Below are 16,441 nucleotides of genomic sequence, written 5' to 3'. Positions count from 1 at the left end.
ATGAAACGCTTTTCCATTCGTGCAGGCCTTGTGTTTGGTATGACCATGGCCCTCCTTCCGGTTGCTGGCGCTGGCATTTCCGCTCCGGCAGCTTTTGCCCAGTCTGCTCCGGCAAGTGCCGTAAGCGTGCCCATCCAGTCGCTGTACAAAGCGCTGGATCAGGTTCAGAACGCGCACAGCAGCTTTGCTGACCGCAGCCAGATAGTTGCTGGCGCTGTGGATCAGGCTTACGATCTTGAAGCCGTGCTCAAGGCCTCTGTTGGCCTGCGCTATGAGAGCCTGAGCCCGAGCGACAAGCAGAACCTGCTGGCAGCGTTCCGCAACTTTACCATTGCGCGCTATGTCTCCAGCTTTAAGCCCGGTTCTGGTGCCCGCTTCACCGTTTCTCCGTCTGTTACGGATGCCCCTGCTGGCGGCGGCAAAATTGTGGAAACCCATATCGGGTCTGATGACAGCATGCCCGGTACGGCTGTGAGCTACATCATGCACAACGAAGGTGGTGCATGGAAAATTACCGATGTGCTGCTCAGCGATTCCCGCATCAGCCAGGCGGCTGCCCAGCGGTCTGACTTCAGCTCCACGCTGAACTCTGGCGGTGTGCAGGGTCTGATTAATGTGCTGAACCGCAAGGTTCAGAACTACTCCAAAGATTAAGCAGAAGCGAGAAGCAACATCGTGCGCCGCAGCAGAAAGAAAACAGCGCCCCGACGGGGCCATAAAACGGTTGAGGTGTAATGTCCGCCTTTCCGTTTCTAGCTGCGGCCAGCGCGGTGCTGGCTGTTACCGGCTGCGTGCAATCTTCTTTGGGGGCGGGCCTTCTGGCCCGTTTCCGCCGCAAGGAGCACAAGCCGGTTGTTCTTAAAAACAGCCCGCCGGTTACAGTTTTAAAGCCTCTTTATGGCTCTGAACCCCTGCTGGAAGAAGCGTTAGAAAGCTTTTGTACGCAGGATTACCCGCAAGTTCAGATTCTGTTTGGTGTGCGGGATGCAGATGATCCGGCCATAGCCATTGTGCGCCGCCTGCAAGAACGCCACCCGGAACTGGATATGGATCTGGTGGTTAACCCCGTGCTGCACGGACTTAACCGCAAGATCAGCAACCTGATGAATATCCTGCCACAGGCCAAGCACGATATTCTGGTTATTTCCGATTCTGATATTCATGTCAGCCCGGATTATCTTCAACATATTGTGGCCGGGCTGAGCAAACCCAACACAGGGTTGGTCACAACCCTATACGCGGGGCTACCAGCACGGCGTACCGTGGTGCAGATGCTGGCCGCTTGCCAGATCAACCACAACTTTCTACCCGGCGTGATTCTTTCCCGCTATTTGGGGCGGCAGGATTGTCTGGGCGCCACCATGGCCCTGCGGCGTGAAACGCTGGAACAGGTGGGTGGGTTGGAAGCCCTGTTGCCGCATGTGGCGGATGATGCCCTGCTGGGCCGCCTTGTACGCCAGTTAGGCATGGATATTACCATTGCCGACTGCCTAACATGGACCACCATTGCCGAATCCAATTTTACAGAATTGTTAAAGCACGAGTTAAGATGGGGCCGCACAGTCTGCACGCTTGCACCGGCGGGCTATGCGGCTTCTTCAATCCAGCTTCCACTGTTCTGGGCTACGTTGGTGGTTCTGTTCCAGCCCCACGCAGCGTGGACACTCCCTTTTTTCTGGGGTGTATGGGGCTTTCGCTGCCTTACCGCGTTAGTAATAGACCGCACTGTAGGGTCTCGCCCGCTTTGGCCACTTCTGCTTTTGCCTGTGCGGGACTGGCTTTCCGCCGCCATTATGGTGGGCAGCGCCAGCGGCACAGAAGTGCATTGGCGGGGGCAGACCATGCATGTGGCCCCTCACCCGGTTGGGCCTCCTTCCTCTGGTGGTCTTTCCGCCAGACAGTAAACCCCGGTGCACGCAACACTTGCCTTCTGCTAACAGCCCAGAGTAAATCCCTCAGCTAAATGACCATGGAAGCCTTGCAGACCGCTTTTTTGCCGGCTCCAACCGCTTCACGCCCTTGTCAGGATAAAAACCGATGACGATGAGAACACTTTTCCTGCAGCCCCCGACTTTTGACGGTTTTGATGGTGGCGCAGGCTCGCGCTATCAGGCGCGGCGCGAAATCAAGTCCTTCTGGTATCCGACATGGCTGGCCCAGCCCGCAGCAATGGTTGAAGGCAGCCGCCTGATTGATGCCCCGCCAGCAGGTATCGGCATGGAACCGATTCTGGAAGATGTAAAAAACCGCGATCTGGTTATTCTGCACACCTCCACCCCATCCTTCGCAAAGGATGTGGAAGTGGCGCAGATGCTTAAAGACGTAAACCCCAACCTGAAAATCGGGATGGTGGGTGCAAAGGTTGCTGTTCAGCCAGAAGAAAGCCTGCTGAAAGGCGCGCCAATTGATTTTGTGGCCCGCAATGAATTTGATTACACAATCAAGGAAATTGCCGAAGGCCGTGACTTCAAGGATGTAGATGGCATTACATGGCGCAACAAGGATGGCGAAATTATTGCCAACCGTGACCGCGCCATGATTGAAGACATGGACAGCCTGCCCTTCGTTACCGAAGTGTACAAACGGGATCTGCGTATTGAGGACTACTTTATTGGGTACCTCATGCACCCCTACATTTCCATCTACACGGGCCGTGGCTGTAAATCCCGTTGCACGTTCTGCCTGTGGCCGCAAACAGTGGGGGGCCACCGCTACCGCACACGCAGCCCGCAGCACGTTGCGGCTGAAATTCGTCTGGCCAAGCAGTACTTCCCGCAGGTGAAAGAGTTCTTCTTTGATGATGACACCTTCACCGATGACCTGCCACGTGCAGAAGCCATTGCGCGTGAGCTGGGCAAGCTGGGTGTTACATGGTCTTGTAACGCAAAAGCCAATGTGCCGCGCGAAACACTGAAAGTGCTGCGTGATAACGGCCTACGCCTGCTTCTGGTTGGGTATGAAAGCGGCAACCAGCAGATCCTTCATAACATCAAGAAGGGTATGCGCGTTGAAGTGGCGCGTGAGTTCACCAAAAACTGCCACGAACTTGGTATTAAAATCCACGGCACCTTCATTCTGGGCCTGCCGGGTGAAACCAAGGAAACCATTCAGGAAACCATCCGCTTCGCGCAGGAAATCAACCCGCACACGTTGCAGGTTTCCCTTGCTGCGCCATATCCGGGCACGGCCCTGCACAAGCAGGCCACGGAAAACGGCTGGCTGGATGAAAACAACGCAGAACTGCTGGATGATAAGGGCGTGCAGATTGCACCGCTGCATTACCCGCACCTGTCCCACACAGAAATCTTCAGCAGCGTGGAAGACTTCTACAAGAAGTTCTATTTCCGTGCGCCCAAGATTGCCTCCATTCTGGGTGAAATGGTGCGGTCTCCGCAGATGATGAAGCGCCGCCTGCGTGAAGGTGTGGAATTCTTCCAGTTCCTTAAGAACCGTAAGGACGCTGCGTAACCCACGCATGCCACATGGGCGGGGGCAAAATGTCTCCGCCCATGACATGTGCCCCCTGCCGGTGCTAGATACAGCCGGAGCAAGATCAGGGGTTCTGTTATGAAACGCGCCATTATCTCTGCCGATGATTTCGGCATGTCGGTTGAAGTGAATGAGGCAATTGAAATTGCCCATCGCAATGGCCTGCTTTCAACAGCCAGCCTCATGGTTGCGGGTGAGGCTGTGGATGATGCCATAGAACGGGCCAAACGCCTGCCTACCCTAAATGTTGGCCTGCACCTTGTGGTGATAGAAGGCCCGGCTGTGCTGCCCCATACCAGCCTGCCGCTGATTACTCAGCCAGATGGATGGTTTTCATCCTCTCAATTTGGCTTGGGGGTGGATTACTTTTTCCGCCCGGAAGGACGCCGAGAACTGGAAGCCGAAATTACCGCCCAGTTTGAAGCCTTCCGCCGCACCGGCCTGCGGCTAGACCATGCCAACGCCCACAAACACATGCACCTGCACCCCACGGTTGGGCACCTGCTTATAACCATTGGCAAACGCTATGGGCTAAATGCCGTGCGCGTGCCGCTAGAACCGCCCGAACCCCTTTACGCCGCTGGCACCTATACAGATACGCTGGGTGATGCTGCCCTCCGCCGGTGGACAAGCCTTTTGCGCCATCAAGCCCATGCCGCTGGCATGAAAACAAATGACTGGTGCTTTGGGCTGGCATGGAGCGGCCACATGACAACAGACCGCGTGGCCGCACTGGCTGCACATCTGCCCGAAGGTGTTTCTGAAATTTACTTCCACCCCGCCACACATAAAAACGCTTTGCTGCAAAGGCTGATGCCAACTTATGAGCAGGAAGCCGAATTCAAAGCTTTGTGTTCTCCGGGCTTTCGGGCCGGGCTGGAACATGCCCATGCGCAGCTATGTGGCTGGCAGGATTTAAAGATGCCGCAGGACAATGTGCCACCTGTTGCAAAATTACCGTTATAACAAAAAATACATTCCGATATTGGCTTTTATTTCATTATTATCGTATTTTAGGAAATATTATTACAAATCCTAGCTTGACCACACAGATTGCTTCTGTTTGTGATGAGGGGCCAACAACCAAAAACAACAATAATGGTTTGTCCCATGTCTTGCATCTTAAGCCCTCGCGCTTTGCGTTCATCCGCTGCCTTTGCGCTAAAAGGTGAATTGTCCGGCTATCTGCGCTGGCTCACCATGCTGCCTTAAACAGACAGGCTGGCTCTACGGAGCTTTTTCCTTACCAGCATTGTGGTCAACATTTCCGACACTCATGATTTTGCGGGAAGCGGAATGACTTTTTTAAAAACATGCCGCTATAAAGCGGAGCATGATATGCCCGGGCGTGCATCTCCTACCGCCCTTTCTGTGCTGCTTGCAGGCTGCGCGGCTGTTGTATTGCCTGTTGGCGCACACAATGCGGCACAGGCGCAAAGCACCGCCACATCTCCGCTTACGGCCCAAACAGCCGTAGCACCTGTATCCGATGCCATTATTACGCCGGGAAACAACAAGGTGCACGCCGCCCCGGCAAAGGCAGCACGCCCGCTGGATGCAGAATCCCTCGGCCCGGATCTCAACGCCATTCGTCGGCCGCCCAACACGCCTATTCCGCCCAGCGGTGTGCCTGTTCTGCCGTTTCCCGGTATGGCCACCATGAGCGTGCAGCCTGTAGGGCCATCGGGGGATGCCTCGGCTTTTCATAAGGTGGAACTGGATTCCATCCTGCCCACAGAAGGCCCATCCCGCATGTTGCCCCCCAATCTGGATGCACTGCGGGATACGGATCTGAACGATCCGTACTACGTGCCCACGGCGGGATCTGGCGCGCTTATTCCGCAGCTTTCCCCTTTCCGGAACCGGCTGCGTGAAAAAGGCTTTACCTTTTCCTTTACTTATAAAGGGGAAGCCAATGGCCTGTTTGCCGGGGGCCGCCCGGGTCAAAAAGGCACAAGCTATGTGCATGAGCTTACCCTTCAGACCATTTTCGATCTGGGTAAAATGAACCCCAGTCTGGGCGGGTGGTCTGTACATGCACTGGTGATGGAACGCGCCGGTAAGGCTATTCAGAGCACGCGCGTGGGCGAATCCTACGTTGGTTTGCAGGAAGTGTATTCTCTTTCCGGCAACGTGGTGGCCCACTTGGTGGATTTGTACGCTGAAAAGAAATTCCGCAACAACACGCTGGATGTCATTTTCGGGCGTATGTCACTTACCCATGTGTTTGCCACATCACCTCTGCTCTGCTCGTTCATGGTTACCTGTTCTGCGCCTGTGGCCATCAAACAAAATCCGGGCATGAGCGTGTATCCAAAAGCCACATGGGGGGCGCGTATCCGCTTCCGCCCCACATGGGATACGGCTATCCAGATTGGCGCATATTCTGTTGGCGCTCTCAACGAAAACCCCTCTGGCTGGGCATGGGGGGCAGAACACGCCACCGGTATTTCCTTGCCCATCGAATTTACGTGGCAGCCCTTTTTAACGCGTAACCGTCTGCCGGGGCATTATGTGCTGGGCTACGCGCATGACACCACGCGTTATGCCGATAAAATTGGTTCGGCCCTGCCAAGCGCTGTTGCCGCACAGGTGCCCGGCGCACGCTCCGCCCCGTCTGACATGTTCTGGCTGGAAGCAGACCAGATGGTGTATCGCCTTGGTGGGCGTAATATGATGGCCGGTGGCTACCTGATGGGCGGCTACATCCACGTAACCCCGCGCGCCGTAAATGTGTCCGACCAGCTTTATGGCGGTATTTCCCTTGTAGGGGTTATTCCCTCCCGCATGACAGACCGTCTGGGCATGATGTTTTCATGGTACAAGGTCAGCAACCGGCGGCGGCAGAGTGAACAACTGGCGCTGGATGGCGGATACGGCCTGCCAAGCGGTGTGTACGGCGTGCAGCATTCGTCTGATGTGATTGAGGCTTATTACGGTATTGATGCCCTGCCCGGCCTGCTGGTGCAGCCAGAGTTCCAGTATATGATTCACCCCGGCGAAACACATAAAATCCGCAATGCGGGCATGATGGGCCTTAAGGTTATTGCCAACCTCTAGCAGGTTTTGTCCATCCATATGCAGTCTGCCCTAGTCAGGGCGGGCTGCCTCTGCTAGTCAGCCTGTCGAACGTTCAACCTACGCGACTGGCCTGCTGCATACCGGCATGACTGATACGCCCGAAAAAACATCTTCCGGCCCCCGCCTTTCCTCTAAAGCGGAAGCTGCCCGCGCCGAGCGCATGGCCCGGCAGGCTGCGGCGCTGCGTGCAAACTTGCGCCGCCGCAAGGAACAGGCGCGCACCCGGCAGGACACAACAGATTCTGCCACCCCCACCAGTTCTGAACCCGGCGCACAAAACCGCCACCCTACCGGAGAAGATAAGACATGCCCGTGATGCCAGACACATGGATCCGCCAGATGGCACAGGACCACGGCATGATTGAACCGTTTGTGGAAAACCAGAAGCGCGAAGGCGTTATTTCCTACGGTCTTTCCTCCTACGGGTATGATGCCCGCGTGGCTGATGATTTCCGTATTTTTACGGATGTAAACAACGCCATTGTAGACCCCAAAAACTTCAGCCCGGATGGCTTTGTTTCCCGCCGGGCCGATGTGTGCATTATTCCGCCCAACAGCTTTGTGCTGGCCCATACGATTGAATACTTCCGTATCCCGCGTGATGTACTGGTAGTATGCTTGGGTAAATCCACCTATGCGCGCTGCGGCATTATCGTCAACGTCACCCCTTTAGAACCAGAATGGGAAGGACAGGTAACGATCGAGATCAGCAACACCACGCCGTTGCCTGCACGCATTTATGCCAATGAAGGCATTTGCCAGTTTCTGTTCTTTAAGGGTGAAAGCCCGTGCGAAGTAAGCTACGCAGATCGGGCCGGTAAGTATATGGGCCAGCGTGGCGTTGCCACCCCGCGGATGTAAGAGAGACCATGGATCGTTTCATCATCCGGGGCGGACGCCCCCTGCACGGCGAAATTACCATTGGCGGTGCCAAAAACGCAGGCCTGAAGCTGCTGGTAGCTGGGCTGCTTACATCTGAACGGCTGGTGCTTTCCAACGTGCCGCGCATTGCCGATATTGGCACCATGCGCGCCCTGTTGCGCCAGCATGGGTTGGAAGTAGAAGACGTAAATGGAGATGGCTCCACCATTTCCGTTGGTGGTGACATTACCAATACCGAAGCGCCGTACGATATTGTTTCCAAAATGCGTGCATCCATTCTGGTACTTGGCCCACTGCTGGCCCGCTGCCATGAAGCCCGTGTTTCACTCCCCGGTGGGTGCGCCATTGGCACACGGCCTGTAGATATGCACCTAAAGGGGCTGGAAACTCTGGGTGCAGAAATCACGCTGGAAAACGGCTATATTCATGCCCGCGCCCCCAAGGGGTTGAAAGGTGAGCGCGTTATTCTGCCGTTTGCCTCTGTTGGGGCTACGGAAAATATCATGATGGCCGCCACCCTTGCCAAAGGGCGCACGGAAATTGTGAATGCCGCGCGTGAGCCGGAAATGGTGGATCTGGCCAACTGCCTGAACGCCATGGGTGCACGTATTTCTGGCGCAGGCACCGGCACCATTACCATTGATGGCGTAGAAGCCCTGCACGGTGCAAATCACCGTATTATGCCAGACCGTATTGAATGCGGCACCTATGCCTGCGCCGCCGCTATTACCGGGGGTGACCTACGCCTGATTGATGGGCATGTGGATCATCTGGGCGCCGTGGTACGTGCGCTGGAAGAAACCGGCGTGGAAGTCACGCAGGAAGGCAATGTTATGCGCGTGCGCCGCACTGGCGCGCTACGTGGCATTGATATTATGACAGAGCCCTACCCCGGTTTCCCTACAGATATGCAGGCCCAGTTCATGGCGCTGCTTTCTGTGGCCGAAGGGGCCTCCATGATTACGGAAACCATTTTCGAAAACCGTTTCATGCATGTGCCAGAGCTAAACCGCATGGGCGCACGCATTAACGTGCATGGGTCTTCCGCCATTATCCGCGGTGTGCACAGCCTTTCTGGCGCACCTGTTATGGCAACAGATTTGCGGGCTTCTTTCTCTCTCATTCTGGCAGGGCTTGCCGCGCATGGGGAAACCATCCTCAGCCGCGTGTATCACCTAGACCGAGGGTATGAGGCTGTGGAACGCAAACTGGCAGCCTGTGGCGCACAGATTGAGCGCGTGCGGGACTAAGCCAAAACCCAACGGGCCAAGTTTGAAAAACGGGTGGTGGCCGCAATGCCCCACCCGTTTTTCTATTCAGCCTTCGGGCGCTGTTTCCTCACTTACGGCAAAGCCTATCAGGCCGCCTATAACAGCAATAAGACCCGCATAATCTGCTATTCCAAGTGAAATGCTGCCCAACAGCAGGGCCTCCCCCACCAAGGTAAAACCCACTTCTCCCGCCTGTGTGGCATCTACGGCAGCAATCAAATACGGATCTGAAGATAGATTGCGCGCATAGATGAACAAGGGCGTGGCCAAACAGCCTGCAAACAATGCAATAAGGCCCGTGGATGTTATCTGCCCCATATCTGGCAATGGAGGGCGCACCAGCAGCAACAGGGCCGCAAAAAACGGTAGAGCGCCGAGTGTCATTAACAAAACAGCAGCCAGGGGGTCTTGCAACAATGCAGCATGTGGGCCAGCCTGATGGCGGAACCGATTAAGCAACTGGTTGCCAATGGGGTAACAGAACGCCGCCACCAGCAACGGCACCACGCCAGAGACAATTTGCGCCAACGGCACGCCAGCTTCCAACCGCCCTGCATTGAGAATAACGATACCCGCAAAAATAAGCACCAAAAACGCCACACCGCGTAAAGGCACCTTGCCGCCAAAGGCCCATAACACGATAGGCGTAGCCAAAATGGTGCTTTGCCACGTGGCGGCAACTATCCAGCCGGGGGCATGATTAGCCGCAAAGCAACAGCAGGCGTAAAAGACACCATACCCAATACCGCCCGCCACCAGCCAGAAGCGCAGCTTTTGCCAGAACAGGCGCCAGATTGCCGCCCCCAGCGCGGGCCTTTGGCCACAAAGCCCCATGCCAACAGCAGAAAAGCGGTTTCAATATAACGGAGTGCGGCACTCCACACCCAATGCCCACCATGCAGGCTGATAGACCGATTAAGCACAAAGGTGACAGAAAACAGGGCCGAGGCAATTAACCCCAACCCAATAAGCCGGGGAGCCCCCGCACCACCATGCCGCATATCTGCACCATCCAAAATAGGCGCTACCGCTGTGTTGTTATCCGCCATATCTGCGCCACCTGTTTTATAACCACAGCCTTTTTCAACCATAGGCAGGCCAGAACCTGCCCTTACATTCTGTGCGATGTGTTAACGAATAATACAAGAGCACAATGCTTGGGCTGCACATACAAAAAAGCCGGAGCAGGCTGATACCCGCTCCGGCTTTTCTAAAAACGCTGTTTTTCAGGTAGGCGGGATTAGTCTTCCCACCACACGGAAAGCGTACGCACGCCCTGCGCACCACGCACCAGAACACCCTGAATATCAGCCGTGGCGGAAGGCCCGCTCATCAGCACGCCGTAATTGGCGGTGTGGAATTCTGGGCGATCTATATAAGCGGTGTGCATGTTTGCGGTTAGATTTTTGGGGGAAAGAATAACCACAATATGCTGTGTCAGATGCGCGGCGGAGTTTAGGCTATTCAACTGCGCTTCGCTCAAATAGATGGAGCCCATTTCGGCAATACCGAAAGGTGAGCGCACAACCAGCACATCCACCGAGGCCGCCTGCTGTGGGGAATCCAGATCTTCAATCCGGATTGTGCCTTCAAAATCCGGCACAGCAGAGCAGATAACCTTGGAATCCGGAAAGGTGCGGGCAATAGCTGTTGCCAGCGTATCGTTTTCCTGCCGTTCCAGAACCTGGCCGCCAATAATTTGCAGGCTGTTTTCAAAACGCGCCTTGCCTGCATCCATATCACCCAGCTTGGCAACGGGGGGGAGGGGATGGGCGGTGGGGTCTGGGCGGTTATCCCGCAAACGGGCTAGAATAGCATCACGCGAACTCATGCTTTTTCCCTTTCCTTCTGTATGTTCAGGCGGTTTTTCTTGTACCAACTGTTGAAGGTGGTTTTTACGGGGTGCGGCAGTTCACGGTGCTTGCCCCACGGGTTCAGCCAGTTATACAGCACAAAGCGCGGCATGGTGTTAAGGGCCACCTCCGTACCGTTAATGGCGGCACGGTATAGCTTGGGCTGGCCCATAAGCTTGCCCGCCATGTGCATGATCTCACGTTTTACAAACGGCAGTTCATGATGTTCGGCCAGCACGCGCCGCCATTTATAAAGCTGCTCGTGAATATTGATCTTAACCGGGCAAACATTGGTGCAGCTTCCGTTCATGGTGGAAGCAAACGGCAGCGTGCTGTATTTACGCTCGTTAAAGGTCGGATCAATAATTGCGCCAATCGGGCCAGAATACACGGCGCCGTAAGACAGCCCACCGGAGCGACGATACACCGGGCAGGTATTCATACACGCACCGCAGCGAATACACTTAAGCGATGTCCAGAAATCCTGCATGCCAAGGCGGTGTGAACGTCCATTATCCACCAACACCACATGCATTTCGCTCCCCTTTTGCGGGCCACGGAAATGCGTGGTGTACTGCGTGATAGGAGAGCCCAACGCACTGCGGGAAAGCAGGCGGATAAACACCCCCATATCCGCCATACGCGGCACAAGGCGTTCGATCCCGATAGTGGCAATATGCAGCCCCGGCACGGTAGCGCTTAGATCTGCATTGCCTTCATTGGTGCAAACAACAAAGGAGCCCGTTTCCGCCACAACAAAGTTGCCGCCTGTCATCCCCGCATCAGCAGACAGAATAACCGGACGCGCGGCCAAACGCTGCTGCCATGCCAAAGACTGCGCGCTATTGTCGTTCGGATCTGTGTGATAGTGCTCGGCAAAAATCTTGGCCACGTCTGGTATCAGCTTATGCACGGCTGGCACCACAATGTGGCTGGGCATCTGGTTATCCAACTGCTGGATACGTTCACCAAGGTCTGTCTCGGTAACTGTAACGCCGCGTGGTTCCAGATATTCGCGCATCTGGCATTCTTCGGTCACCATCGACTTACTTTTGATAAGTGATTTGGCGCCGTGTTTTTCCAGAATTTCGCCAACAATGCGGTTGTGTTCCGCGCCATCGGCTGCCCAATGAACGTGAATACCGTTCTTTTTGGCGTTGGCTTCAAACTGCTCCAGATATTCGGGCAGATTGGCCAGCGTGTGTTCTTTTATCTGGGAGGCACGGGTGCGCAGTTCCTGCCATTCTGGCAGAATGTGCATCTGCTCATCACGCTTCTGGCGCAGGTCCCACAAGCGTTCATCATGAAAACTTTCATGCGCAACGTCTTCAATGAACTTTTCAGCCGCTAGAGCGTGATTGACTGGTTTAACCTTCATTCCCGTGCTCCATTCAGAATTTCAGCAATATGAATGAAGCGGATGGGAACCCCAGCCCGTTCCGCACACCCTTGCTGGTGCATCATGCAGGACGTATCGGCAGAAACAATGTATTCCGCCCCGGCTTTGTGATGATCTGTTACCTTATCCACCCCCATTTTGGCGGAAACGGCTTCTTCCGTAACCGAGAAGGTGCCACCAAAACCGCAGCATTCATCTGGCCGTTTGGGATGCGCAAAGGAAATGCCTTTCACTTTGGAAAGCAGATCCATCGGTTTGGAAAAGAACGGCTCACCCAGTTCAGACATGCTGGCCGTGCGCAGGGCGCGCAGGGTGCCGCAGCTATTATGCAGGCCCACCTTATGCGGGAATTCCGCCCACGGGAAATTGTCTACCTTCAGCACATCGTGCAGAAATTCCACCAGTTCAAAGGTGTTTTCACGCACATGCCGCACTTCATCCGTTTGCGGAATGGCATCAAAGTTGTCCCGCACATGGTGGGTACAACTGCCAGACGGCATAACAATGGCATCGTATTTGGCAAAGAGTTTGACAAACAGTGCCTCAGCAGAGGCAGCATCCCGGTTACAGCCTGAATTGGCCATTGGCTGGCCACAGCAGGTTTGTTCCATGGGGTATTCTACATCCTGGTCCAGCTTTTCCAGCAGTTGCAGCGTGGCAATCCCTGCGTTTGGATAAAACGCATCTATGTAACAAGGAATAAACAACCCGATTTTCATACGCACCCCCGGTTTTTGCAGCCTGACACTCTCAGCCCGCTGCAATCATAATTTCAACAAGCGCGGGACCATCGGTCGCTAATGCTGCTTCCAGCGTGGGCGCAATATCCGCCGCCCGTGTTACTCTGCTGGAAGGCACCCCCATGGACCGGGCCAGAGCCTGATAGTCTATTTTTGGATCAACAATATCCATGGCGGGATATGTACCCTCCTGCGCAGAGATATAGTTGTTTTGCTGCCGCATGAAGTTCTTGAGCACATTGTACTCGCAATTGTTCATCACAACAAAAGTAACGGGCAGCTTTTCGTGTGCGGCTGTCCACAAGGCCTGTGGGGAATACAGGGCTGCCCCATCCCCCACCAATGAAACAACCCTGTCCCGCCCAAGGCCAAGTGAGGCCCCAACAGCCGCAGGCATGCCCCAACCCAGTGCTCCACCACGCAGGAAGGAATACTGGGCAGACCATGCACTTTCTAAAAACAACCGCACATCGGATGAGGTGGCAATGGCCTCATCCACAATGGCAATATCCGGGCCAATGGCGCGCACCGTCTCCCACGCGGCAACGCGAGGGGAAATAACGGCATCTACCGGATGGGCCAGCACCTCTGCCACGGCCTGCGCACGCTGCGCGCGGCGGGCTTCTGCCACCTTCTGGCCCGATGCCGCATAGGCAGCACGCTGCGGGGCTGCCGCCTGCTGCAACATAGGCAACAACGCCTGCAAGGATGCGCGAATATCCCCCACCACGGAAAGCGGTGTCCAAAACGTGCGTCCCAGATCTCGCACATCGGAAGACATCTGATACACCGCACAGGATGGCGGCAGGGCCGGGCCTTCTGTGTACAGAATGGTGATAAGGGATTTGCCACCCAATGCGAAAATGGCATCGTATCCGCTTAGCTTTTCTGCAATGCCCGTGGCTTGTGTGGGCAGATTACCGCACCACAACGGATGCGCCGTGGCAAACGGAATGCGTGATGGCCATGAAGAACCATAAACCGGCGCACCCAAACACTCTGCCACAGCGGCCACTTCTGCTGCGGCATCCGAGGCATAGACCTCATCCCCCGCAATAATGGCCACCTTGCCGGGACGCAGGGATGTAAGGGCACGCGCCAGTTCTGGCAGCCCCCCCGCTACGGCCTGACGGTTGATATTGGAAGGTTCACCAATATCAACACTGCTCATTTCTTCCATCACATCCATGGGGAGTGACAAAAAAACCGGCCCTGTAGGGGCTGCTGTGGAATCATGAAAAGCACGGCGCAGTAAAACAGGAAGTTGATCTGCATGGGCCACTTCCTGCGCCCATTTTACGGCGGGGCGGGCAATCTGCACCAGATCACCAAATAAAAGTGGATCAGAAATAGTGTGGCGGGAATCCTGCTGCCCAGCAGTAACCACTAATGGGGTTTGAGAAACACTGGCATTAAGCAGATTGCCCATGCCATGGCCCAACCCGCCTGCTGTGTGCAGATTTAAAAAAGCCGGTTTACGGGCAGCCTGCGCGTACCCATCGGCCATAGCCACCACGCTGGCTTCCTGAAGGCCCAGAACGTAATGCACGTTGGGCACTTCTAACAGAGCATCTATAAGCGGCAGTTCCGTGGTGCCGGGGTTGCCGAATATGTATTCAACCCCTTCACTTCGCAGCACTTCCAGCAAAACCGCTGCACCACGCCGGGTTTTGCCGCCTGCCATTTCTACAGATGTTACTGCCATTACCCCTGCCCCCTATTCTGCCGTTTTGGCAACTGTGCCACAGCCTGCGCATTGGCACACGCGCCATTGCCCAACTGTATATACACTTTGCACGGCTGAAAGGATTTGTTCATACCCCTACTCTGAATAGACTGGCAGAAATATGCAGGGGAATTCACAATCAGGCAGACTGTTAACATCTGCATTGCTGGCCCGGATTTCTGTCATGCTGCGCTGCCCTTTCTGGCAGCCTGAACTGCTACGCCGCTTGTTATAACAAAATATGGCATTTTGCAAAACAGGCGGCGCGCACATCAGCAGAAAAATCTGGCCTGCGTTTTTTGCGCAGCTTTACGCTGCGGCACTCGTTTCACCCAACTGAGCCAATGGCTGCATGAGCAAATGGTTGTGAGAATAATCTACCGGCACAGCAATAACCACCGGGCCTTCTACATCCATAGCCGTGCGCAGGGCCTGACGCACTTCGTCTTCCGTGGTGGCGTTAATGCCCGTTGCGCCACAGGATTCTGCATATTTTGCAAAATCAATGGGGCCAAAGTTCACGCCGGAACCACGGCCATATTTCTTCTGTTCCTGCATTTCCACCATGTTATAGGCTTCATCAATCCAAACCATGTGGATCAGGTTGCACTTCAGGCGCACAGCCGTTTCCAGTTCCATGCTGGACATCATGAAGCCACCATCACCAGAAATGGACAGCACTTTCTGCGCCGGGTTCAGCAGGCTTGCGGCAATACCCCACGGCAGGCCCACACCCATTGTTTGCTGACCATTACTAATAAGCACCTGGCGCGCCCGGAAGGACAGCAGATAACGTGCCAGCCAGATATGGAAGGTGCCCATATCCAGGCACAGTGTCATATCCGGGGTTACAAACTGTTCCAGCTCACGCACGATCTGGAGCGGGTGCACGGCATTGTTGCTGGTGCTGCGGGCTTCCAGCAGCGCGGTGGTACGGGCTTTTTTGTAGCCTTCCAGAACAGTTTCCAGTTCTGGCGCACGGGTTAGCTTGCCTGCATCTTTTGCCAGCACTGTAAGTGTTGGCGCAATTTCACCAATCAGCTCAATAGCTGGAACGTAGGCGTTATCCAGTTCCGCGGGAACGATATCTACGTTAATGATCTTGCGGTCATCATTCACGTTCCACAGCCACGGATCGTATTCTACCGGGTTGTAGCCAATAGCCACAACCACATCGGCTTCGTGCAGAAGCTGGTCACCATGCTGGTTACGGAACAAGCCAACGCGGCCACCAAAACGATCCACCAGATCTTCAGAAACCGCACCCGCAGCCTGATAGGTGCCCACAACCGGCACGCCTGTTGCTTTTACAAAAGCGCGCACGCCATCTGCCACATCTGGGCGGCTGGCCAGCATGCCCAACAGAACCACAGGACGCTTGGCGTTTTTCAGCATGGTTGCGGCTTCTGCAATCACATCAGCCGGGGCACCGCCAACGCGCGGCAGCGGACGGCCAGCCAGAACCGGCGCCTGTGCAGGCATGGACAGCACATCCATAGGCGTGCTGACAAAAGCTGCACCGGGGCGGCCACCTTCTGCAAAGCGGAAAGCATTGGCCATCACTTCAGAAATCGCAACCGGGGTTGTCAGCTCTACACTGTATTTGGTGATAGGCTTAAACAGGTTGACCGTATCCATGGTCTGGTGCGTCAGCTTCAGACGGTCGGCCAGTTTTACGGCGCCACCAATAGCCAGCACCGGGTCGCCTTCTGAATTGGCGGTGGCAAGGCCGGTTACAAAGTTGGAAGCACCGGGGCCGGATGTGGCAATGCACACGCCTGCCTTACCTGTCAGACGGCCAAGGCCACCTGCAATAAAAGCTGCGTTTTGTTCATGCCGCGTGACAACGGTGGTGATAGAGGAATCCACCAGCGCATCAAACAGACGGTCCACCTTAGCACCCGGAATACCGAACACGTGCTTAACGCCGTGGGCTTCCAGATTTTTGACAATAAGCTCCGCACCGCACTGAGCGGCGTTGTCTGCCGGATTGGTCATTT

General features: G+C 55.3%; 13 protein-coding genes and 1 pseudogene. 8 read left to right on the top strand and 6 right to left on the bottom strand.

From position 1 onward, the window contains the following. From DS739_RS02125 to murA, 8 genes are all read left to right on the top strand, one after another. Complete coding sequence (locus DS739_RS02125; RefSeq protein WP_006116949.1) at positions 1 to 654, top strand: ABC transporter substrate-binding protein; 654 nt, start codon at positions 1 to 3, stop codon at positions 652 to 654. Positions 655 to 734: 80 nt separating this feature from the next. After that, positions 735 to 1,904, top strand: coding sequence for a bacteriohopanetetrol glucosamine biosynthesis glycosyltransferase HpnI (gene hpnI / locus DS739_RS02120; protein WP_006116948.1), 1,170 nt, complete (start codon positions 735 to 737; stop codon positions 1,902 to 1,904). A gap of 133 nt (positions 1,905 to 2,037) precedes the next feature. Further along, positions 2,038 to 3,468: a hopanoid biosynthesis associated radical SAM protein HpnJ gene (hpnJ, locus tag DS739_RS02115; RefSeq protein WP_006116947.1), complete on the top strand. Its 1,431-nt coding sequence runs from the start codon at positions 2,038 to 2,040 to the stop codon at positions 3,466 to 3,468. 99 nt (positions 3,469 to 3,567) lie between these two features. Then, entirely contained in the window at positions 3,568 to 4,455 is an 888-nt protein-coding gene (gene hpnK / locus DS739_RS02110) for a hopanoid biosynthesis-associated protein HpnK (RefSeq protein WP_035352559.1), read from the top strand. 288 nt (positions 4,456 to 4,743) lie between these two features. Then, positions 4,744 to 6,549 carry a carbohydrate porin gene (locus tag DS739_RS02105; protein ID WP_006116945.1) on the top strand — a complete coding sequence of 602 codons (1,806 nt, stop codon included), beginning with the start codon at positions 4,744 to 4,746 and terminating at the stop codon, positions 6,547 to 6,549. 106 nt (positions 6,550 to 6,655) lie between these two features. Further along, positions 6,656 to 6,886, top strand: a complete 231-nt coding sequence (locus DS739_RS02100) for a hypothetical protein (RefSeq protein ID WP_006116944.1) — start codon at positions 6,656 to 6,658, stop codon at positions 6,884 to 6,886. Further along, entirely contained in the window at positions 6,877 to 7,431 is a 555-nt protein-coding gene (dcd, locus tag DS739_RS02095; protein ID WP_012812446.1) for a dCTP deaminase, read from the top strand. Before DS739_RS02100 ends, dcd begins: the two co-directional genes overlap by 10 nt. Before the next feature lie 8 nt (positions 7,432 to 7,439). Beyond that, positions 7,440 to 8,702 (top strand): UDP-N-acetylglucosamine 1-carboxyvinyltransferase, encoded by a 1,263-nt coding sequence (gene murA, locus DS739_RS02090; RefSeq protein ID WP_006116941.1) that lies wholly within the window; start codon positions 7,440 to 7,442, stop codon positions 8,700 to 8,702. Positions 8,703 to 8,768: 66 nt separating this feature from the next. Here the strand turns inward: murA and DS739_RS02085 are convergent. The 6 genes and pseudogenes from DS739_RS02085 to alsS form a co-directional block, all read right to left on the bottom strand. Further along, positions 8,769 to 9,772 (bottom strand): annotated as a pseudogene (locus DS739_RS02085) (multidrug resistance efflux transporter family protein). A gap of 191 nt (positions 9,773 to 9,963) precedes the next feature. Next, the gene (locus DS739_RS02080; protein ID WP_035352556.1) at positions 9,964 to 10,554 is read right to left on the bottom strand and encodes an LUD domain-containing protein; all 591 of its coding nucleotides are present in this window, start codon (positions 10,552 to 10,554) and stop codon (positions 9,964 to 9,966) included. Continuing rightward, positions 10,551 to 11,954 (bottom strand): lactate utilization protein B, encoded by a 1,404-nt coding sequence (locus tag DS739_RS02075; protein WP_006116939.1) that lies wholly within the window; start codon positions 11,952 to 11,954, stop codon positions 10,551 to 10,553. Before DS739_RS02075 ends, DS739_RS02080 begins: the two co-directional genes overlap by 4 nt. Next, a complete protein-coding gene (locus tag DS739_RS02070) occupies positions 11,951 to 12,694 on the bottom strand; it encodes a (Fe-S)-binding protein (RefSeq protein ID WP_035352553.1) in 744 nt (247 codons plus the stop codon). Before DS739_RS02070 ends, DS739_RS02075 begins: the two co-directional genes overlap by 4 nt. Positions 12,695 to 12,725: 31 nt before the next feature. Continuing rightward, positions 12,726 to 14,420 (bottom strand): thiamine pyrophosphate-dependent enzyme, encoded by a 1,695-nt coding sequence (locus tag DS739_RS02065; RefSeq protein WP_006116937.1) that lies wholly within the window; start codon positions 14,418 to 14,420, stop codon positions 12,726 to 12,728. Positions 14,421 to 14,750: 330 nt separating this feature from the next. Continuing rightward, entirely contained in the window at positions 14,751 to 16,439 is a 1,689-nt protein-coding gene (alsS, locus tag DS739_RS02055) for an acetolactate synthase AlsS (RefSeq protein WP_035352550.1), read from the bottom strand. Positions 16,440 to 16,441 lie beyond the last annotated feature (2 nt).

The organism is Acetobacter sp. JWB (assembly GCF_003323795.1).
Classification (GTDB): Bacteria; Pseudomonadota; Alphaproteobacteria; order Acetobacterales; family Acetobacteraceae; genus Acetobacter; species Acetobacter oryzifermentans.
This window is presented reverse-complemented; position numbering and strand designations above follow the sequence as displayed.